The 18176-nt window shown below is 57.4% G+C and carries 21 protein-coding genes; 15 read left to right on the top strand and 6 right to left on the bottom strand.

The features are described 5' to 3' along the window. Positions 1–357 precede the first annotated feature (357 nt). The 7 genes from PGH32_RS14165 (at position 358) to ruvX (ending at position 6121) form a co-directional block, all read left to right on the top strand. Positions 358–1755, top strand: a complete 1398-nt coding sequence (locus PGH32_RS14165) for a sugar porter family MFS transporter (protein ID WP_314426265.1) — start codon at positions 358–360, stop codon at positions 1753–1755. A 69-nt stretch (positions 1756–1824) separates the two neighbouring features. After that, positions 1825–2337: a SprT family zinc-dependent metalloprotease gene (locus PGH32_RS14170; protein ID WP_314426262.1), complete on the top strand. Its 513-nt coding sequence runs from the start codon at positions 1825–1827 to the stop codon at positions 2335–2337. 120 nt (positions 2338–2457) lie between these two features. After that, positions 2458–3171: a deoxyribonuclease I gene (endA, locus tag PGH32_RS14175; protein WP_337894361.1), complete on the top strand. Its 714-nt coding sequence runs from the start codon at positions 2458–2460 to the stop codon at positions 3169–3171. An 82-nt stretch (positions 3172–3253) separates the two neighbouring features. Then, entirely contained in the window at positions 3254–3985 is a 732-nt protein-coding gene (rsmE, locus tag PGH32_RS14180; protein ID WP_337894362.1) for a 16S rRNA (uracil(1498)-N(3))-methyltransferase, read from the top strand. Positions 3986–4103: 118 nt separating this feature from the next. Then, entirely contained in the window at positions 4104–5048 is a 945-nt protein-coding gene (gene gshB / locus PGH32_RS14185; protein ID WP_314426255.1) for a glutathione synthase, read from the top strand. 90 nt (positions 5049–5138) lie between these two features. After that, complete coding sequence (locus PGH32_RS14190; protein ID WP_314426252.1) at positions 5139–5702, top strand: YqgE/AlgH family protein; 564 nt, start codon at positions 5139–5141, stop codon at positions 5700–5702. Next, entirely contained in the window at positions 5702–6121 is a 420-nt protein-coding gene (ruvX, locus tag PGH32_RS14195; protein ID WP_123331151.1) for a Holliday junction resolvase RuvX, read from the top strand. The genes PGH32_RS14190 and ruvX overlap by 1 nt, the downstream gene beginning before the upstream one ends. Positions 6122–6262: 141 nt before the next feature. On the opposite strand, the gene PGH32_RS14200 is transcribed toward ruvX, so the two are convergent. After that, positions 6263–7255 carry a type IV pilus twitching motility protein PilT gene (locus PGH32_RS14200; RefSeq protein WP_337894363.1) on the bottom strand — a complete coding sequence of 331 codons (993 nt, stop codon included), beginning with the start codon at positions 7253–7255 and terminating at the stop codon, positions 6263–6265. A gap of 15 nt (positions 7256–7270) precedes the next feature. Here PGH32_RS14200 and PGH32_RS14205 point away from each other — a divergent pair, with 15 nt between their 5' ends. From PGH32_RS14205 to hemW, 4 genes are all read left to right on the top strand, one after another. Then, a complete protein-coding gene (locus PGH32_RS14205; RefSeq protein WP_314426244.1) occupies positions 7271–7969 on the top strand; it encodes a YggS family pyridoxal phosphate-dependent enzyme in 699 nt (232 codons plus the stop codon). An 18-nt stretch (positions 7970–7987) separates the two neighbouring features. Further along, positions 7988–8527 carry a YggT family protein gene (locus PGH32_RS14210; RefSeq protein ID WP_314426241.1) on the top strand — a complete coding sequence of 180 codons (540 nt, stop codon included), beginning with the start codon at positions 7988–7990 and terminating at the stop codon, positions 8525–8527. A gap of 86 nt (positions 8528–8613) precedes the next feature. Then, on the top strand, positions 8614–9207 hold the full coding sequence (locus PGH32_RS14215) for an XTP/dITP diphosphatase (protein WP_337894364.1): 594 nt from the start codon (positions 8614–8616) through the stop codon (positions 9205–9207). Further along, positions 9200–10336: a radical SAM family heme chaperone HemW gene (gene hemW / locus PGH32_RS14220; RefSeq protein WP_314426237.1), complete on the top strand. Its 1137-nt coding sequence runs from the start codon at positions 9200–9202 to the stop codon at positions 10334–10336. Before PGH32_RS14215 ends, hemW begins: the two co-directional genes overlap by 8 nt. A 97-nt stretch (positions 10337–10433) precedes the next feature. Here the strand turns inward: hemW and PGH32_RS14225 are convergent, their stop codons facing one another. The 3 genes from PGH32_RS14225 to trmB all read right to left on the bottom strand — a co-directional run bounded on the left by PGH32_RS14225 (position 10434) and on the right by trmB (position 12296). After that, positions 10434–11150 carry a DUF2884 domain-containing protein gene (locus PGH32_RS14225; RefSeq protein ID WP_337894365.1) on the bottom strand — a complete coding sequence of 239 codons (717 nt, stop codon included), beginning with the start codon at positions 11148–11150 and terminating at the stop codon, positions 10434–10436. Positions 11151–11250: 100 nt separating this feature from the next. Further along, a complete protein-coding gene (locus PGH32_RS14230) occupies positions 11251–11577 on the bottom strand; it encodes a YggL family protein (RefSeq protein WP_314426233.1) in 327 nt (108 codons plus the stop codon). Next, complete coding sequence (gene trmB / locus PGH32_RS14235; protein ID WP_314426230.1) at positions 11577–12296, bottom strand: tRNA (guanosine(46)-N7)-methyltransferase TrmB; 720 nt, start codon at positions 12294–12296, stop codon at positions 11577–11579. The genes PGH32_RS14230 and trmB overlap by 1 nt, the downstream gene beginning before the upstream one ends. Positions 12297–12592: 296 nt before the next feature. Between trmB and mutY the strand changes: the two genes are divergently transcribed. From mutY to mltC, 3 genes are all read left to right on the top strand, one after another. Beyond that, a complete protein-coding gene (gene mutY, locus PGH32_RS14240) occupies positions 12593–13684 on the top strand; it encodes an A/G-specific adenine glycosylase (RefSeq protein ID WP_314426227.1) in 1092 nt (363 codons plus the stop codon). Beyond that, on the top strand, positions 13684–13956 hold the full coding sequence (locus tag PGH32_RS14245; protein WP_314426224.1) for an oxidative damage protection protein: 273 nt from the start codon (positions 13684–13686) through the stop codon (positions 13954–13956). The genes mutY and PGH32_RS14245 overlap by 1 nt, the downstream gene beginning before the upstream one ends. Before the next feature lie 90 nt (positions 13957–14046). After that, on the top strand, positions 14047–15126 hold the full coding sequence (gene mltC / locus PGH32_RS14250) for a membrane-bound lytic murein transglycosylase MltC (protein WP_314426222.1): 1080 nt from the start codon (positions 14047–14049) through the stop codon (positions 15124–15126). A gap of 55 nt (positions 15127–15181) precedes the next feature. Here mltC and PGH32_RS14255 read toward each other — a convergent pair whose 3' ends face one another. Then, the gene (locus PGH32_RS14255) at positions 15182–16012 is read right to left on the bottom strand and encodes a phosphoenolpyruvate hydrolase family protein (RefSeq protein ID WP_314426220.1); all 831 of its coding nucleotides are present in this window, start codon (positions 16010–16012) and stop codon (positions 15182–15184) included. A gap of 5 nt (positions 16013–16017) precedes the next feature. Next, on the bottom strand, positions 16018–17223 hold the full coding sequence (locus PGH32_RS14260; RefSeq protein ID WP_443112782.1) for a Tm-1-like ATP-binding domain-containing protein: 1206 nt from the start codon (positions 17221–17223) through the stop codon (positions 16018–16020). Between the two features lie 316 nt (positions 17224–17539). Between PGH32_RS14260 and PGH32_RS14265 the strand changes: the two genes are divergently transcribed. Continuing rightward, the gene (locus PGH32_RS14265) at positions 17540–18148 is read left to right on the top strand and encodes a TetR/AcrR family transcriptional regulator (protein WP_314426215.1); all 609 of its coding nucleotides are present in this window, start codon (positions 17540–17542) and stop codon (positions 18146–18148) included. Positions 18149–18176 lie beyond the last annotated feature (28 nt).

The following is an 18176-nucleotide window of genomic DNA, read 5'->3' on the forward strand; positions in this document are numbered from 1 at the left end:
ACCAAAAATTAACACCCACACAACCAATCAGACTAAAAGTAATCCCACACGCTAAATTGGTACCGATTACACAAATAAAAACCCTATATTTCTGACATTTAAGACATCAACCGATTGCTTAAAATGTACAAATTATTATATTTTCAGAAACATCTGGCAAAGATTAATCACAGCGAGACTAAACACGACAAAACATCGTTAAATACTGATTAAATGGCCGGTTTATGCACCCTGCCTAAGCTTTAACCCACCACAACAAGTGTAACCGATTACACTGATGTGACCTAACGCACAGTCTGATGGAAGCAGGTTGTCTAACATTGACAGCAACAATAAGCAGTCATTAATGGAGGCATCATGCCTGGAAAAAAAACTCACAGCAGAACATCGAACAAGGCTATGACCCTGTTCGTCTGTTTCCTTGCTGCTCTGGCCGGCCTGCTGTTTGGCCTGGATATTGGCGTGATCGCCGGTGCCCTGCCCTTTATCTCGAAAGATTTTAACGTCACCCCACATCAGCAGGAGTGGATCGTCAGCTCTATGATGTTTGGTGCCGCCATTGGTGCCATCGGCAGCGGCTGGCTGTCGTCTTATCTTGGCCGTAAAAAAAGCCTGATGATCGGCGCGGTGCTGTTTGTTATCGGTTCGCTCTGGTCTGCCTTTGCGCCTAATCCGGAAATGCTGATTGTCGCCCGCGTTCTGCTCGGTCTGGCGGTTGGCGTGGCGTCCTACACCGCGCCACTGTATCTGTCTGAGATCGCCCCGGAAAAAATTCGTGGCAGCATGATTTCGCTGTACCAGCTGATGATTACCATCGGTATTCTGGGCGCATACCTCTCCGATACCGCCTTCAGCTACAGCGGCGAATGGCGCTGGATGCTCGGCGTGATCACCATCCCAGCACTGCTGCTGCTGGTGGGCGTGTTCTTTCTGCCGAACAGCCCACGCTGGCTGGCGGCGAAAGGCAACTTCCGCGATGCCCAGCGCGTGCTGGATCGCCTGCGCGATACCAGCGAGCAGGCAAAACGTGAGCTGGATGAAATCCGCGAAAGCCTGAAGATCAAGCAGTCCGGCTGGGAGCTGTTTAAAGACAACAGCAACTTCCGCCGTGCGGTGTGGCTCGGTATTCTGCTGCAGGTGATGCAGCAGTTCACCGGCATGAACGTGATCATGTACTATGCGCCAAAAATCTTTGAAATTGCCGGTTTTGCCAACACCACGCAGCAGATGTGGGGTACGGTCATCGTCGGTCTGGTTAACGTACTGGCGACGTTTATCGCTATCGGTCTGGTGGACCGCTGGGGCCGTAAGCCAACGCTCATCCTCGGCTTTATGGTGATGGCGCTGGGCATGGGTATTCTCGGCACCATGCTGCACATCGGTATCAACTCCCCGACGGCGCAGTACTTCGCTATCGGTATGCTGCTGATGTTTATCGTTGGTTTTGCTATGAGCGCCGGTCCACTGATCTGGGTACTGTGTTCTGAAATTCAGCCGCTGAAAGGCCGCGATTTCGGCATCACCGTCTCGACCACCACCAACTGGATCGCCAACATGATCGTCGGGGCCACCTTCCTGACCATGCTGAATACGCTGGGTAACGCCAACACCTTCTGGGTGTATGCCGCACTCAACCTGTTCTTTATCGTGCTGACGCTGTGCCTGATCCCGGAAACCAAAGGCGTTTCTCTGGAACACATCGAACGCAATCTGCTGAGCGGTAAAAAACTGCGTGATATCGGTTCCCGCGATTGATAACGCCACGGCCGGAGCAATCCGGCCGTCTTATTGCTTCTCTCTTCCCGCCACCGTATTCTCTGCACTATGAAATCCCAACGACTTCCCATCGCCCTGCAGCAGTCCGTTATGCGCACGCTGCGTGAAAAACTGCGGCTGGCCAATCAGCGTCTGGAACGCGACTATCCCGAACCTCAGCTGGTTTATCAGCAGCGCGGCACGGCGGCAGGGACAGCCTGGCTGCAAAGCTGGGAAATTCGCCTGAATCCGGTGCTGCTGCTGGAAAATCAGCAGGCGTTTATTGATGAAGTGGTTCCACATGAGCTGGCGCATTTGCTGGTCTGGAAGCATTTTGGCCGCGTGGCCCCCCACGGCAAAGAGTGGAAATGGATGATGGAGAGCGTACTGGAGGTTCCGGCCCGCCGCACGCATCAGTTCGCTATCGCTTCCGTGCGCAGCCAGGCTTTCCCCTATCGCTGCCGCTGTCAGCAGCATCAGCTCACCATCCGGCGACATAATCGCGTGGTTCGCGGCGACAGCGAATATCGCTGCCTGCACTGCGGAGACATTTTGCAGCCCGGTGAATTCAAAAGCGCTTAAACGTGCGAAAATCCAGCAAACACCCGGCACTATCAGGTTAATTTATAAGCTAATTATTCGCTATTATTGGAACTTCTGTTACTCTCCGGGCTTTCTCACGGATTACAGAATTTCTGGAATATGTCTCGCAAAATTTTAGCCTCGCTGGCTTTTTCACTGCTGCTTCCCGTCTTTTCTTCCCAGGCGCTGAGCCTCGATAATTATCATCAAAACAATTTCAGTCAGGCGAAAGCCTATGCGGCACAGATCAACGCTGACGCGCCGGGTTCTTTCTACTGCGGTTGTAAAATCAACTGGCAGGGGAAGAAAGGCGTTCCTGACCTCGCCTCCTGTGGCTATCAGGTGCGCAAAAATACCAACCGGGCCGAACGCATTGAGTGGGAACACGTGGTTCCGGCCTGGAGTTTTGGTCACCAGCGCCAGTGCTGGCAGAACGGCGGGCGTAAAAACTGCGCAAAAGATGATGAATATCGCCGGATGGAAACCGATCTGCATAATCTGCAGCCCGCCCTCGGTGAGGTCAACGGCGATCGCGGCAACTTTATGTACGGCCAGTGGAACGGCGGCGAACAGCAGTACGGCCAGTGTGCAATGAAGGTCGACTTCAAAAACAAACTGGCAGAGCCGCCTGCACGCGCCCGTGGTGCCATTGCCCGCACCTGGTTCTATATGCGCGACAGGTACCAGCTACAGATGTCCCGCCAGCAGACGCAGCTGATGACCGCCTGGAGCAAGCTTTATCCGGCCAGCGCGTGGGAATGCGAGCGTGATAACCGTATTGCCCGCGTTCAGGGAAATCACAACCCCTATGTACAGCAGGCTTGCCAGCGGTAAAATCACTGACCTAAACTGCACAACAGCCGTTATTCAGGAGCCGGACCGCGAGGCTCCCACTTTTACAGGATCACTGATTGCTATGCGAGTACCGCGCATTTATCACCCCGAGCCGCTACAGGCAGGAAGCGAAATCGCCCTTTGTGAAGATGCGGCGAACCACGTTGGCCGCGTGCTGCGTATGGGGCCGGGCCAGGCCGTGGAGCTTTTTAATGGCACTAATCTGACTTTTTCTGCTGAGATTATTCAGGCAGATAAAAAGAGCGTGCGCGTTAAAATCACCGACAGCCGCGCGGACAGCCGCGAATCCCCGCTGCATCTGCATCTTGGCCAGGTGATGTCGCGCGGCGAGAAGATGGAATTCACCATTCAGAAAGCCGTTGAGCTGGGCGTAAATATCATTACCCCCTTGTTTTCTGAACGCTGTGGCGTAAAGCTGGATGCTGAACGGCTGGCAAAGAAAATTCAGCAGTGGCAGAAAATTGTCATTGCCGCCTGCGAACAGTGTGGTCGCAACAGCGTTCCTGAAGTACGCAATGCGATGACCCTGGAAGCCTGGTGCGCAGAGCAGGATAGCGGGCTGAAGCTGAACCTTCATCCGCGTGCGGAACACAGCATCAATACGCTGCCGCTGCCGGTTGAAAGTGTACGCCTGCTGATCGGGCCGGAAGGCGGTCTTTCCGCTGATGAAATCAGCATGACGACAGGCTATGGCTTTACCGATATTCTGTTAGGGCCGCGCGTGCTGCGCACCGAAACAACCGCCCTGACGGCCATTACCGCGTTACAGGTTCGATTTGGCGATCTGGGCTAAGCCCGTTGTGCTTAACATCGGCGGTACCGAACCCGATATCCTGGCCAGCCTGCGGCGATAATTACGCTGCAGGGCCGAAAACTATGACACGGCACGTTAGCTACCACTGGAGAGAAGAATGATTAAGCTTGGCATCGTGATGGACCCGATCACCTCCATCAACATTAAAAAAGACAGCAGCTTTGCGATGCTGCTGGAAGCACAGCGCCGTGGTTACGAAATTCACTACATGGAGATGAACGATCTCTATCTGCGCGGCGGTGAAGGCCGGGCGCGCACCCGTCTGCTGAGCGTGGAGCAGAACTACGACAAATGGTTTGAGTTCGGCAGCGAACAGGACATCGCCCTGTCCGACCTGAACGTGGTGCTGATGCGTAAAGATCCGCCGTTCGACACCGAATTTATCTACGCGACCTATATCCTTGAGCGCGCGGAAGAGAAAGGCACGCTGATCGTGAATAAACCGCAGAGCCTGCGCGACTGCAACGAGAAGCTGTTTACCGCCTGGTTTGCCGAGCTGACCCCGGACACGCTGGTCACCCGCAACGCCAGCCAGATCCGCGAGTTCTGGCAGCAGCACGGTGATATCATCCTCAAGCCGCTGGACGGCATGGGCGGCGCATCGATTTTCCGCATCAAGAAAGAAGATCCGAACCTGTCGGTAATTATCGAGACGCTGACCGAGCACGGCAATTTCTACTGCATGGCGCAGAACTACCTGCCGGCAATTAAAGACGGCGACAAGCGCGTTCTGGTGGTGGACGGCGAGCCGGTGCCTTACTGCCTGGCCCGTATTCCTAAATCCGGTGAAACCCGCGGCAACCTGGCTGCCGGTGGTCGCGGCGAAGCGCGTCCGCTGACGGAAAGCGACTGGGAAATTGCCCGCCGCGTTGGGCCAATCCTGAAGCAGAAAGGCCTGATTTTTGTCGGTCTGGATATTATCGGCGACAAGCTCACCGAAATTAACGTCACCAGCCCAACCTGCATTCGTGAAATTGAGTCAGCGTTCCCCATTTCGATTACCGGGATGCTGATGGATGCCATTGAAAAGCGTCTGGCCTGACCGCCACGCCGGGGCAGGATGCCCCACGGCTCACCCATTAACCATCCGACAGCAGCAGCGGATGGTTAATCCAATAACAGAAAATAATGTATGAATTTACAGCACCATTTTTTGATTGCCATGCCGGCGTTACAGGATCCTCTGTTTAAGCGATCCGTCGTCTACATCTGCGAGCACAATGATGACGGCGCAATGGGCCTTATCGTCAATAAACCGATGGAAAATCTGACGGTGGATGGCATTTTGCAAAAGCTAAAGATTATGCCGACCCCGCGCGATCCCGAAATCAAACTGGATAAGCCGGTCTTTTCCGGCGGTCCGCTGGCTGAGGATCGCGGCTTTATTCTGCACTCGGCACAGACCACTTTCGCCTCCAGCATTCGCGTTTCCGACAACACCATCATCACCACCTCACGCGATGTGCTGGAAACCCTCGGTACGCCAGAGCAGCCGGAGCAGGTGCTCGTTGCGCTGGGCTACTGCTCGTGGGAAAAGGGCCAGCTTGAAGACGAGCTGCTGGAAAACGCCTGGCTGACCGCTCCGGCCAACAGCAATATCCTGTTCCGCACCCCGATTGCCGAACGCTGGCGCGAAGCGGCCAAAAGTATTGGCATCGATATTCTTAAAATGACCAGCGAAGCGGGACACGCCTGATGAGTACAATGACGCTACTGGCGTTTGACTTCGGTACCAAAAGCATCGGCGTCGCCATTGGGCAGCAGCTCACCGGCACGGCCCGGCCCCTGACCGCGCTGAAAGCGCAGGACGGCATCCCGGACTGGAACAAAATTGAAGCCCTGCTGAAAGAGTGGCAGCCGGACCGCGTTGTCGTCGGCCTGCCGCTGAATATGGACGGTACCGAACAGCCGCTCACCGTCAGAGCGCGCAAGTTTGCCAATCGCCTGCACGGCCGCTTTGGCGTACAGGTGGATCTGCACGATGAGCGCCTCAGCACCGTCGAAGCACGCGCCGAGCTGTTTGAACGCGGTGGCTTCCGCGCGCTGAGCAAGGGCAGCGTGGATTCACTTTCGGCGGTGATCATTTTAGAAAGCTGGTTTGAGAATCAGTATTAACCCGCACGCATAACGCCTGAGTATCAGGCCGGGCAGAGCATCCGGCTGTCGGCCATGCTGATGCAGATGCTGGCTCTGGCTCTGGCTCTGGCTCTGGCTCTGGCTCTGGCTCTGGCTCTGGCTCTGGCTCTGAAGCACACCCTACTCCGGCAGCAGCCCCAGCCGCCGACGCTCCGCCAGGCTCTGTTCAAAGGTTTGCATCCCCAGCTGGCTGCCGGTCTGTAACAGCGCGGGCAGCTGATGCGTTTTCCCCTCACGGATAAGATTCGCCGCCGCCGGGCAGTTGATCATCACCTCAAACAGCCCTGTTCGCCCCCGTTCTGCCGCCACCAGCCGCTGAGCCATCACCGCTTTCAGGCTGCCGGCAAGCTGGCTGCGGATGAGGTTTTTTTCTTCGCCGGGAAACACATCCACCAGCCGCTCAACCGCCTGAGCCGCACCGCGCGCGTGCAGCGTGGCGAGCACCAGATGGCCGGTTTCTGCCGCCGTCAGCGCCAGCCGGATGGTCTCGCTGTCGCGCAGTTCCCCCAGCAGAATCACGTCCGGATCTTCACGCAGCGCTGCCCGCAGTCCGTCGGCAAAGCTGGTGAAATGCTCCCCCAGCTCGCGCTGCTGGATGAGTGAACGACGGCTGTCGTGCAGAAACTCAATGGGATCTTCCAGCGTCAGGATATGCCGCTGCTGCTGCCGATTGATGCCGTCGATCAGCGCCGCCAGGGTGGTGGATTTGCCGCTGCCCGTTGCGCCAGCGATCAGGATCAAGCCCTCGTGCTGCTGTTCCAGCGAGGCAACGACCGCAGGCAGATGCAGCGACGCGGCGCTCGGGAACTCGCTGGCAATCAACCGCAGCGCCAGCGACAGCCCGCTGCGCTGGCGAAACAGGTTGGCACGCAGCCTGACCCCGCCCAGCGTCAGCGCAAAATCCAGCTGGCCGCGCAGGCTAAGCTCCTCCTTTTGCAGCGCGGATAATGTACGATCGGCGAACCGTTCCAGCCAGGCGTTGCCGACCTCGGGCCTGTCGCTGAGCGGCTCCAGCAATCCATGGCGTCGCCAGAATGGCGAATGACCACTACAGAGATGCAGATCTCCTGCATTATGCTTTACACTAAGGGCCACAATTTCTTCAATATCCATATTTTTTCCCTGACTATGACTTCGATTGAGCAAAACTTACAGCAAGTCCGCCAGCGGATCTCAACGGCGGCAGGCCAATGCGGCCGCGGTCCACAGGAAATTACGCTGCTTGCAGTGAGCAAAACCAAACCTGCGAGCGCCGTCGCAGAAGCCGCCGCAGCCGGCCAGCGTTGCTTCGGTGAAAATTACGTACAGGAAGGCGTGGATAAGATCCAGGCGCTGGCGGATCCCTGCCTTGTATGGCACTTTATCGGTCCGCTGCAATCCAACAAGAGCCGGCTGGTGGCGGAGCATTTTGACTGGTGCCACACGGTCGATCGCCTGCGCATTGCTACCCGGCTTAACGAACAGCGGCCCGAAGATGCACAACCGCTGAACGTGCTGATTCAGGTCAACATCAGCGATGAGCACAGTAAATCGGGTATCACGCTGGCGGAGTTACCGGCGCTGGCCCAGGCCGTAGCGCTGCTGCCGCGCCTGCGCCTGCGCGGGCTGATGGCCATCCCCGCGCCGGAAACGGAGTACGATCGCCAGCTGGCGGTATGCCGGCAAATGGCCGCAGCCTTTGAGCAGCTGCAAAAAGATTATCCCGGCGTAGACACGCTTTCTCTGGGAATGAGTGACGACATGGACGCCGCGATTGCGGCGGGCAGTACCATGGTGCGTATTGGCACCGCAATCTTCGGCGCGCGCGATTATGCCAGCCGCCAATGACAACAACTGAGGAACCTCATGCTAGCGTTGATTTTTCTGGTAACAACGGTGATTGCCATCTACATCAAGGTGTTGTTACTGCGCATCTGGATGCAGTGGGCACGATGTGACTTTTATAATCCGTTTTCACAGTTTGTGGTGAAAATCACTCAACCGATCGTTAAGCCGCTGCGGCGCATTATCCCCTCCATCGGGCCGGTTGATACCGCCTCGCTGCTGATTGCCTATATCATCAGCGTACTGCTTGGGCCGCTGGCGCTGCGCATGTTCTTCCCGGATCCGATATTCCTCTATCTGGGCCTGGTTATTCTGGTGAAAGCCGCCGGCGTGCTGGTATTCTGGGTGATTATTATCCGTTCCCTGATGAGCTGGTTCAGCCAGGGCCGCAACCCGGTTGATCTGGTACTGATGCAGCTGACCGAGCCGCTGATGGCCCCGATTCGCCGCTTTATCCCACCGATGGCGGGCATTGATTTCTCGGCAATGGTGGTGATCCTGATTCTGTATGCGCTGAATTTCATCGGCCTGGAATATATCCCGGGCTGGGTACAGTTCTGATTAAGTCTGCCACGCTGATGCTGCACATAACGGGCAGCATCAGCGCCTCCGCTTTGATGATTTCTGATTAATTTTCTGGATGTAATATGCAAAAAGTCGTACTCGCCACCGGCAACCCCGGTAAAGTTCGTGAGCTGGCCCACCTGCTGGCCGAATTCGGCCTTGATATCGTGGCGCAGACGGAACTGGGCGTGGAGTCAGCCGAGGAAACCGGCCTGACCTTTATTGAAAACGCCATTCTCAAGGCGCGCCACGCGGCGGAAATTACCGGGCTTCCGGCGATTGCCGATGACTCCGGGCTGGCGGTTGATGCCCTCGGCGGCGCGCCCGGCATTTATTCCGCGCGCTACGCGGGCCTGGATGCCAGCGACCAGCAAAATCTCGACAAGCTGCTGGCCGCGCTGGAAAACGTGCCGGACGGGCAGCGCCAGGCGCAGTTCCACTGCGTGCTGGTCTACGTGCGCCACGCCGCCGACCCGACGCCGCTGGTATTTCACGGCAGCTGGGCAGGCGAGATCGCACGCAGCGAAGCGGGCCAGGGTGGCTTTGGCTACGATCCGATTTTCTATGTGCCGGAGCTGGGTAAAACGGCAGCGGAACTGAGCAAGGACGAAAAGCGGGCGGTTTCTCATCGCGGAAAAGCGTTGAACCTGCTGCTGGACGCCATGAAGAATGGCTAATCTCCCCCCGCTGAGCCTGTATATTCATATCCCGTGGTGCGTGCAGAAGTGTCCCTACTGTGATTTCAACTCCCATGCGTTAAAGGGCGACGTGCCGCACGAAGAGTACGTGCAGCACCTGCTCAACGATCTGGATGACGATCTGCCGCTCACCTCAGGCCGTGAAGTGAGCACCATCTTTATCGGTGGCGGCACACCCAGCCTGCTGAGCAGCGAAGCGATGCAGATGCTGCTGGACGGCGTGCGTGCGCGCCTGCCGCTGTCGCCGACGGCGGAAATCACCATGGAGGCGAACCCGGGCACCGTCGAGGCCGACCGTTTCAGCGGCTATCAGCGCGCCGGGATTAACCGCATCTCCATTGGCGTGCAGAGCTTCAGTGCGCAGAAGCTGGAGCGGCTGGGGCGCATTCACGGGCCGGACGAAGCCAGACGCGCGGCGAAGCTGGCGGAAGATCTGGGCCTGCGCAGCTTTAATCTTGATCTAATGCACGGCCTGCCGGACCAGTCGCTGGAAGAGGCGCTGGACGACCTGCGCCAGGCGATTGCGCTGAACCCGCCGCACCTGTCGTGGTATCAGCTGACCATCGAGCCGAACACGCTGTTCGCCTCGCGGCCGCCGCGCCTGCCGGACGATGACGATCTGTGGGATATCTTCGAGCAGGGCCACCAGCTGCTCAGCGCGGCGGGCTATCAGCAGTATGAAACCTCGGCCTACGCCAAACCCGGCTATCGCTGCGAGCACAACCTTAACTACTGGCGCTTTGGCGACTACCTGGGGATTGGCTGCGGCGCGCACGGCAAGCTGACCCAGCCGGACGGCACCATTATCCGCACCACCAAAACCCGCCATCCGCGCGGATTTATGGCCGGTAAATATCTGGATAAGCGCCATGACGTGGCCGATGCCGACAAGCCGTTCGAGTTCTTTATGAACCGGTTCCGCCTGCTGGAAGCCGCACCGCGCGCGGAGTATCAGCGCTATACCGGCCTGCCGGAAAGCAGCGTGCGCGCGCAGCTGGATGAGGCGCTGGCGAAAGGCTACCTGACGGAAACGGCGGAATACTGGCAGATCACCGAAAAAGGGAAGCTGTTCCTGAACTCGCTGCTGGAGCTGTTCCTGGCGGAATAAGCCATTCGAAGTGTGCTGGATACCCGCGCACAAGGCGGCGGGTATCCATGCTGATGCTGACCGGGCAGGCACTGCCCGCTGTCCGGTCCGCTATCGGTTAGTTCAGCGCGGCCACCAGCGTTTTGCGCTGCGCTTCCAGACCGGTGACGCGATTACAGACTTCATGGCCGAAGTTCTGGAAATCCTGTTCCTGATTGCTCCATTCGGCCTGAATCGCCTGCTGTAAGCCCCCGAGATTGCCCATAATCGCCTGCAGCGGATTATCGTTGCCGCTGGCCTGCTTGCTGCCCATCTCATTCAGGCTGTCCTGTACCACGCCGCCCATCGCGCTCTGCACCAGCCGTTCGCCGTCCTGGCGCACCTGCGCCACCGCCTGGTGGTGGAAGGTCAGGCCGTCACTGCGATGCTCAATAATGCGGTTCATCTGCTGTTTTAGCTGGCCGTCCAGCGTGGTCAGGCGCTGGCGCACGTTGCTGTTCTGCCCCAGTTTTTCCACAATTACCCGGTCCAGCGCCACGCGGCCTTTCTCCAGACGCTGCTTCGCACCGTTATCAATCCACGGCAGATCGCGGCGCAGCGCGTTCTGGTAATCAATGGCTTTCTGTCGGGTGGGGTTATCCACGCTGACCGCCTGACCATTGCGCTGCACGTCGCCCTTCGGCGTAATCACCAGGTTACCGCTGGCCCCCACCACCTGCACCTGGGCAGGCGAGATAACAACATCATCCTGAGGATTAACGCTGCACTGATAATCCGCCTGCGCCTGACCGGCTGCCAGCAGCAGTAGTGCGCCGCCAATTAGCGTTTTTCGCATGAATTTTGCTCCTTAAATGACAAAGGGCGACCGGTAAACGCGATCGCCCTTGATTCGATGAGCGATGTTATCCGCCCGTCGTTTGGTTAACCCTGATCTTTTAGTCCCACCAGACGTCGAAAAGTTCGGTGACTTTCACGTCATTCAGCTTACGCGCTTCCAGCCAGTTACGAACCAGCTCGCGGTGCTCATCGGTGCATTTGCCGATTTTCTGCAGGCAGATCAGACCTTCCCACTGCAGATAGCCGCTACCGTCAAACGCCAGGCCGTTAGGTTCAATCACTTCTTCGATCAGGGCATCAACGGTGCTGTCGATGCTCTCTTCGCTGGTCCCTTCGGCGAAGCTGAAGCCCACGGAGAAACCTAACTCCTGGAACTCATCAATGTGCATTTTCTTACGAAGACGACGACTGCGTTGTGTAGCCATTATTTAACCCTCTCGAACATCAGATCCCACACACCGTGGCCAAGACGCTGGCCGCGCTGCTCAAATTTAGTTAACGGACGCGACTCCGGGCGTTCCACCCAGTTCGCCGTTTCCGACAGATTTTTATAGCCGTCAATGCTGCTCATCACTTCCAGCATATGCTCGGCGTAGGCTTCCCAGTCGGTTGCCATATGGAACACGCCGCCCAGCTTAAGCTTGCGCATCACGCGCTCGGCAAACGGTACCTGCACGATACGGCGCTTATTGTGGCGCGCTTTATGCCACGGATCCGGGAAGAATAGCTGCACCATGCGCAGGGCATTATCCGGGATCATATTTTCCAGCACTTCCACCGCATCGTGACACATCACCCGCAGGTTCGTCACCCCAGCTTCTTCCGCCGTCGCCAGACAGGCACCCACGCCGGGTGAATGCACTTCGATACCGAGGAAGTTCTGATGTGGGTTACTTGCCGCCATGCTGACCAGCGACGCCCCCATACCGAAACCGATTTCCAGCACGACCGGCGCATCGCGACCAAACAGAGTGGTGAAATCAACAGGTTCCGGCTGATATTCCACGCCCATTACCGGCCACAGCGTATCCAGCGCCTGCTGCTGGCCTTTAGTCAGACGACCCTGGCGACGCACAAAGCTGCGGATACGGCGCATTGCGCGGCCATTTTCATCGAATTCCGGTGAGATAACATCATTTTTCATCGTTCTGCCTGCCGCTGTGCACTTTGGAAAGCGGGCATTATGCCTTTAGCGGGTGAAAACATAAAGATCGCCCTGCCAACGAAACGGTATTGCCCGAATGGCTGCCAGTATAGCTGCTGCCGGCCGTTCGGCCAGTGGCGATCGCCTGCGGAAGGTGCGCCGTTGCGCTTAAGCCTGGCAAAGTGGCATAAAGCCCCCGGCAGATAATAAAATGCAGTGATTATCCGGTTTACACACCCTTTGGTCTGTGCTGGAATTCCTGCCTGATTTTCCTGAAAGAAGAGATCGTGGTTTACATGATGCAAGCATCGCAGTTCGCACAGCAGGTACTGGACTGGTATCAGCTCTATGGCCGCAAAACCCTGCCGTGGCAGCTGGATAAAACCCCCTATACCGTCTGGCTGTCTGAAGTGATGCTGCAACAGACCCAGGTGGCCACGGTGATCCCCTACTTCGAGCGTTTTATCGCGCGCTTCCCCACCGTCAGCGATCTGGCGGCCGCGCCGCTGGATGAAGTTCTGCATCTGTGGACCGGGCTTGGCTACTATGCCCGCGCCCGCAACCTGCACAAGGCGGCGAAAACGGTGGTGGAAAAACACGGCGGCAGCTTCCCGCAGACCTTTGAGGAGGTTGCCGACCTGCCGGGCGTGGGCCGCTCGACCGCCGGTGCCGTTCTCTCCCTGTCGCTGGGCAAACATTTTCCGATCCTCGACGGCAACGTTAAGCGCGTACTGGCCCGCTGCTACGCCGTTGACGGCTGGCCGGGTAAGAAAGAGGTGGAAAAGCGCCTGTGGCAGGTCAGCACCGAAGTGACGCCTGCGGCTGGCGTCAGCCAGTTCAATCAGGCGATGATGGATCTGGGCGCGACGGTCTGCACCCGCTCCAAACCCAAATGCGAGATCTGCCCGCTGAAAAACGGCTGCATCGCCACCGCGCACGGCAGCTGGGCGAAATACCCCGGGAAAAAGCCGAAACAGACCATCCCGGAGCGCACCGGCTGGCTGCTGCTGATGCAGCAGGGCCAGCACGTCTGGCTGGAGCAGCGCCCTCCGGTCGGACTGTGGGGTGGACTATACTGTTTTCCGCAGTTCGCCACTGAAGAAGAACTGCGCAGTGCGCTGCGCCTGCGCGGCATTGACGATCGTCATTTGCGGCAGATGATCGCCTTCCGCCATACCTTCAGCCATTTCCACCTGGATATTGTGCCTATGTGGCTGGATCTGCCATCGCCCCGTGCGGCAATGGATGACGGTCCGGGTCTCTGGTATAACTTAGCGCAGCCGCCCTCCGTGGGGCTGGCCGCGCCGGTAGAGCGCCTGCTACAGCAGCTGCGCCAGCCACAACACATGGTGCTGAGTGCTCGCGCTACAGAAGAAGAGGAAGAGTAATGAGCAGAACTATTTTTTGCACGTTCCTGCAACGTGACGCCGATGGGCAGGATTTCCAGCTTTACCCGGGCGATCTGGGTAAGCGCATCTATAACGAGATTTCGAAAGAAGCCTGGTCAAAATGGATGGCTAAGCAGACCATGCTGATTAATGAAAAGAAACTCAGCATGATGAATCCTGAAGACCGTAAGCAGCTGGAGCAGGAGATGGTCAAGTTCCTGTTCGAAGGTAAAGAAGTCCATATCGACGGTTACACACCGCCAGCAGAATAACCGACGGGTGGTTCACCCGAGCTGGCGAAGCAGGCATACGTTGGGCCTTGATAATGAGGCCCTTCTACATTGTGGGCAATACACTGAAAGATGAATAAAAAACTCCTGAGTTTGCTGATTATCGCACCTCTGCTGATCTCCTGCTCCGGCAAGAAGCAGAATGCCAGCCATGAAGAATGGATAAAGGACACCAACGGCTTTGATATTTTGATGGGACAGTTTGCCCACAACATCGAAAATATCTGGGGCATGAACGAGGTGCTGATCGCCGGTCCAAAAGACTACGTGAAGTACAGCGATCAGTACTACACCCGCAGCCACATCAACTTTGACGCCGGTAGCATTACCATTGAAACCATCGCCGGAACCGATCCGATGGCCAGCCTGCGCCAGGCGATCGTCACCACGCTGTTGATTGGTGAAGACCCGGGTAATGTCGATCTCTACTCCGACGCCAACGATATTCAGATCAGCCGTGAGCCGCTGCTGTACGGTCAGGTACTGGACAACACCGGGCAGCCGATCCGCTGGCAGGGCCGCGCCGGCACCTTCGCGGACTATCTGATCAAGAACAAGCTGCAGCGCCGCACCTCGGGGCTGCACGTTATCTGGTCCGTGACCATTCCGATGGTGCCGAACCACCTCGACAAGCGTGCGCACAAGTACCTGCCGCTGGTCCGTCAGGCCGCTGAGAAATACGGCGTTGACCAGTCGCTGATTCTGGCGATTATGCAGATTGAATCGAGCTTCAACCCCTATGCGGTCAGCCACGCCGATGCGCTGGGGCTGATGCAGGTGGTGCAGCATACCGCGGGCGTTGACGTGTTCCGCATGAAGGGGAAATGGGGCAAACCAAGCCGCAGCTACCTGCTGGATCCGGCCAATAATATCGATGCCGGTACGGCGTATCTGTCGCTGCTGCAGGGCAACTACCTGGCCGGCATCAGCAACCCGACCTCACGCCGCTATGCGGTGATCACCGCCTATAACGGCGGAGCGGGCAGCGTGCTGCGGGTGTTCTCCAGCGATAAAGATACGGCGTTCAGCAAGATTAACAACCTGTCGCCGTCGGACGTGTATCAGCAGCTGACCAACAATCACCCTTCCGCTGAGTCCCGTCGTTATCTGTATAAAGTGAACAACGCGCAGAAGAGCTATCACCGCTACTGATGCGGGATCGGCCGGTGACCGGCGGGGCAATGTCGCCCGCCGGTCACCGACGGTCTTAGCGCGCCAGGCGTTTAAACTGGCGGGTGGTGTCGGTCAGTGCCGTTTCAACAGGCAGCCGCTCCATGGAGCTGGCACCATAAAAACCATCGCACTGCGGGCAGTGACGCAAAATAAACTGCGCATCTTCCGGGCTGGCAATCGGCCCTCCGTGGCAGAGCACAATCACATCACTCCGCTCGGCCTTCGCCGCGGCAGCCCATTCGTTAATCAGCGGAACGCAGTCGGCAAGCTTCAGCGCCGTTTCAGCACCAATGCTGCCGCCGGTGGTCAGCCCCATATGCGGGACGATGATATCCGCCCCGGCCCGGGTCATAGCCACCGCATCTTCGGCGCTGAATACATACGGCGTGGTCAGCATATCTTTGTGGTGCGCCAGACGGATCATCTCCACCTCCAGCGCATAGCCCATGCCGGTTTCCTCAAGATTGGCGCGGAAGTTACCGTCAATCAGCCCCACGGTGGGGAAATTCTGAACGCCGGAAAAGCCCAGCGCTTTCAGCTGGTCGAGGAACTGATCGAACTGGCAGAAAGGATCGGTCCCGTTCACGCCGGCCAGCACCGGGGTATGCTTCACGACGGGAAGCACCTCCTTTGCCATATCGACCACGATCTCGTTGGCGTTGCCATAGGCCAGCAGTCCGGCCAGTGAGCCACGCCCGGCCATGCGATAGCGCCCGGAGTTGTAGATAACGATCAAATCGATCCCTCCGGCCTCCTCACATTTTGCCGACAGTCCGGTTCCGGCACCGCCGCCGATAATCGGCTCGCGGCGGGCAATCATCTGTTGAAATTTTGTCAGCAGCTGCTGACGAGAAAAAGCGGGCATGGTTATCACTCCCTGTTTATCAGCTGGCGGAATTGTTCTACTGCGGCGTTGGCAAAGCGGGGGTCGTTAATATTCCACGGCAGGCGGACGATTTTCCGCCGGGCGGTCTGGATAAGGTCGCTTTCCAGCGTGGTGATAAAGGCCCGGTCGGCTTCGGCTGACCAGAACGGCTGGCCGGGGGCATCCAGCACCGAAAATCCCCCTTCCGGGATCAGGAAACGCACCTCCCCCTCGCAGCGATTGAGTTTTTTCGCTATCCACCGCGCCATCACCGTATTTTCCTCCACCGTTGTGCGCATCAGCGTCACCTGGGGGTTATGGTGGTAGAACGTGCGTCCGGCATATTTCTCCGGCACGGTAGCCGGCGAGCCAAAGTTGATCATATCCAGCGCACCACTGGATATCACGGCAGGAAGGCGGCTGCGCGCCAGGGCATCAAATCGATCCTCACCGCAGGCCAGCACGCCGCCAAACAGCAGATCGCACACTTCGGTGGTGGTCAAATCCAACAGCCCCACCAGCATGCCGCTGTCCGCCAGTTTCTCCATGGCTTTGCCCCCGCTGCCTGTCGCATGGAAAACCAGGCAATCATACTCCTGCTCCAGCGCCTCGCCGACGGCCTCAATGCAGGGGGTGGTCACACCGAACATGGTCAGCCCCAGGGCCGGGTTTTCATCATCAACGACGGGGACAGCGAAGCTGACCGCACCCGCAATCTGATGAGCGGCATTGCCCAACACGCGGCGGGAAATACGATTCAGCCCGGCGATATCGGTGACCGAATACAGCATGGTGATATCACTGGCCCCCACATAGCCCGAGATTTCACCGGATGCCATGGTAGAGACCATCAGCTTAGGAATGCCGACGGGAAGCGCCTGCAGCGCGGGCGCAATCAGCGCGGTGCCGCCCGAGCCGCCAAGCCCTATCACGCCGGCCACATCGCTGCGCTGGCGCAGGAAAAGATCAAACGCCTCGGCCATGGCTGGAATAGCCTCGCTGCGATCGCGAGAAAAAATCCTCGCACCACCCTGAGGATGGCAGGCTGCCACGTCTTCAGCGGAAAAATCGGTCAGTGAGGGACCGGCAGAAAGCCGGGTGGAGAGGTCAACCGTCACCACTTTTACACCCGTTCGGGCAATCAGATCTCGCACATAAAACAGTTCTCTTCCTTTAGTATCTGCCGTTGCCACGGCATAAATGCAATCCATTTCTTTTTTCATTTGCGTTAATGCTGCCTGTTATTTAGATTAATAAGAGATTGATAAAACTCAACTTAACCACATAAATAGTCTGCTATGGTGAAAAAAAGACAGGTTTACCTTAACACTACCATCAACAAGATTGATGAATCAATTAAATGAAATATGAGTCTTATCATGGTCGGATGATGCGCAGTCAGAGAGAAAAAAAACCTCTGTTGACCGCGTTCGCCGACATACGCTGCGGCTTGTCAGCCGATTGGATCAACAGACAGATTTAAACCAATAAGATGAGGTCACCGTGGAGCAAAGGGATTCCGCCGGGATGTCAGGGTTAACATCCACACGCGCCAGAACGCGCCGCTTACTCATTGAAACGGCTATACGGCTATTTGATAGTGGAGCTTTCCCCTCAATTACCGAAGTCGCTCATGAGGCACAGCTGTCGCGAGCAACCGCCTATCGCTACTTTCCAACGCAAAGCGCGCTGGTTTCCGCCATCGTTTCAGAAACGCTGAGCCCGATTAAACACTGGCAGCCCAGCAAAGAAGAGGCCACCGATCGCATCAACGAACTGCTGAGCTTTGCCTTTCCGCAGATGCTGCGCCATGAAGGGACATTACGCGCGGCGCTGCATCTTTCCCTCACCCAGTGGGCGCAGTCCCAGGCCACCGATGCCATCCCGGTCAAAGAGAGGCTGGTGCGCGGCAACCGCAAAGCGATGCTGGCTCAGGTATTAAAACCGCTGAATGACGAGCTGCCGCCGGCGCTGATGGATCGGGTTATTCGATCGCTGTCGCTGGTTTACGGTTCGGAGATTTTCCTGGTGATGAAGGATATCTGGGGCTGCCATAACGACGAGCTGGAGGACATTGGCAAGTGGATTGCCGGGGCCATTGTGCGCCAGGCGCGGGAAGATGCGCAGCTAGCGTGAAGCAGCCAGCCAGGATGAAGTGTCCTGG

The sequence above is a fragment of the Erwinia sp. SLM-02 genome, from assembly GCF_037450285.1.
Taxonomy (GTDB): domain Bacteria; phylum Pseudomonadota; class Gammaproteobacteria; order Enterobacterales; family Enterobacteriaceae; genus Erwinia.

Excerpts from the sequence above, each read along its gene's own strand:
- PGH32_RS14260 (WP_443112782.1), bottom strand. The coding sequence starts at position 17,223 with ATGGATTGCATTTATGCCGTGGCAACGGCAGATACTAAAGGAAGAGAA.
- rsmE (WP_337894362.1), top strand. The coding sequence starts at position 3,254 with ATGCGAGTACCGCGCATTTATCACCCCGAGCCGCTACAGGCAGGAAGC.
- endA (WP_337894361.1), top strand. The coding sequence starts at position 2,458 with ATGTCTCGCAAAATTTTAGCCTCGCTGGCTTTTTCACTGCTGCTTCCC.
- ruvX (WP_123331151.1), top strand. The coding sequence starts at position 5,702 with ATGAGTACAATGACGCTACTGGCGTTTGACTTCGGTACCAAAAGCATC.
- mutY (WP_314426227.1), top strand. The coding sequence starts at position 12,593 with ATGATGCAAGCATCGCAGTTCGCACAGCAGGTACTGGACTGGTATCAG.
- PGH32_RS14230 (WP_314426233.1), bottom strand. The coding sequence starts at position 11,577 with ATGGCTACACAACGCAGTCGTCGTCTTCGTAAGAAAATGCACATTGAT.
- PGH32_RS14215 (WP_337894364.1), top strand. The coding sequence starts at position 8,614 with ATGCAAAAAGTCGTACTCGCCACCGGCAACCCCGGTAAAGTTCGTGAG.
- PGH32_RS14200 (WP_337894363.1), bottom strand. The coding sequence starts at position 7,255 with ATGGATATTGAAGAAATTGTGGCCCTTAGTGTAAAGCATAATGCAGGA.
- mltC (WP_314426222.1), top strand. The coding sequence starts at position 14,047 with ATGAATAAAAAACTCCTGAGTTTGCTGATTATCGCACCTCTGCTGATC.
- PGH32_RS14265 (WP_314426215.1), top strand. The coding sequence starts at position 17,540 with ATGTCAGGGTTAACATCCACACGCGCCAGAACGCGCCGCTTACTCATT.
- PGH32_RS14170 (WP_314426262.1), top strand. The coding sequence starts at position 1,825 with ATGAAATCCCAACGACTTCCCATCGCCCTGCAGCAGTCCGTTATGCGC.
- hemW (WP_314426237.1), top strand. The coding sequence starts at position 9,200 with ATGGCTAATCTCCCCCCGCTGAGCCTGTATATTCATATCCCGTGGTGC.
- PGH32_RS14205 (WP_314426244.1), top strand. The coding sequence starts at position 7,271 with ATGACTTCGATTGAGCAAAACTTACAGCAAGTCCGCCAGCGGATCTCA.
- PGH32_RS14165 (WP_314426265.1), top strand. The coding sequence starts at position 358 with ATGCCTGGAAAAAAAACTCACAGCAGAACATCGAACAAGGCTATGACC.
- PGH32_RS14225 (WP_337894365.1), bottom strand. The coding sequence starts at position 11,150 with ATGCGAAAAACGCTAATTGGCGGCGCACTACTGCTGCTGGCAGCCGGT.
- PGH32_RS14210 (WP_314426241.1), top strand. The coding sequence starts at position 7,988 with ATGCTAGCGTTGATTTTTCTGGTAACAACGGTGATTGCCATCTACATC.
- gshB (WP_314426255.1), top strand. The coding sequence starts at position 4,104 with ATGATTAAGCTTGGCATCGTGATGGACCCGATCACCTCCATCAACATT.
- PGH32_RS14190 (WP_314426252.1), top strand. The coding sequence starts at position 5,139 with ATGAATTTACAGCACCATTTTTTGATTGCCATGCCGGCGTTACAGGAT.
- PGH32_RS14245 (WP_314426224.1), top strand. The coding sequence starts at position 13,684 with ATGAGCAGAACTATTTTTTGCACGTTCCTGCAACGTGACGCCGATGGG.
- trmB (WP_314426230.1), bottom strand. The coding sequence starts at position 12,296 with ATGAAAAATGATGTTATCTCACCGGAATTCGATGAAAATGGCCGCGCA.
- PGH32_RS14255 (WP_314426220.1), bottom strand. The coding sequence starts at position 16,012 with ATGCCCGCTTTTTCTCGTCAGCAGCTGCTGACAAAATTTCAACAGATG.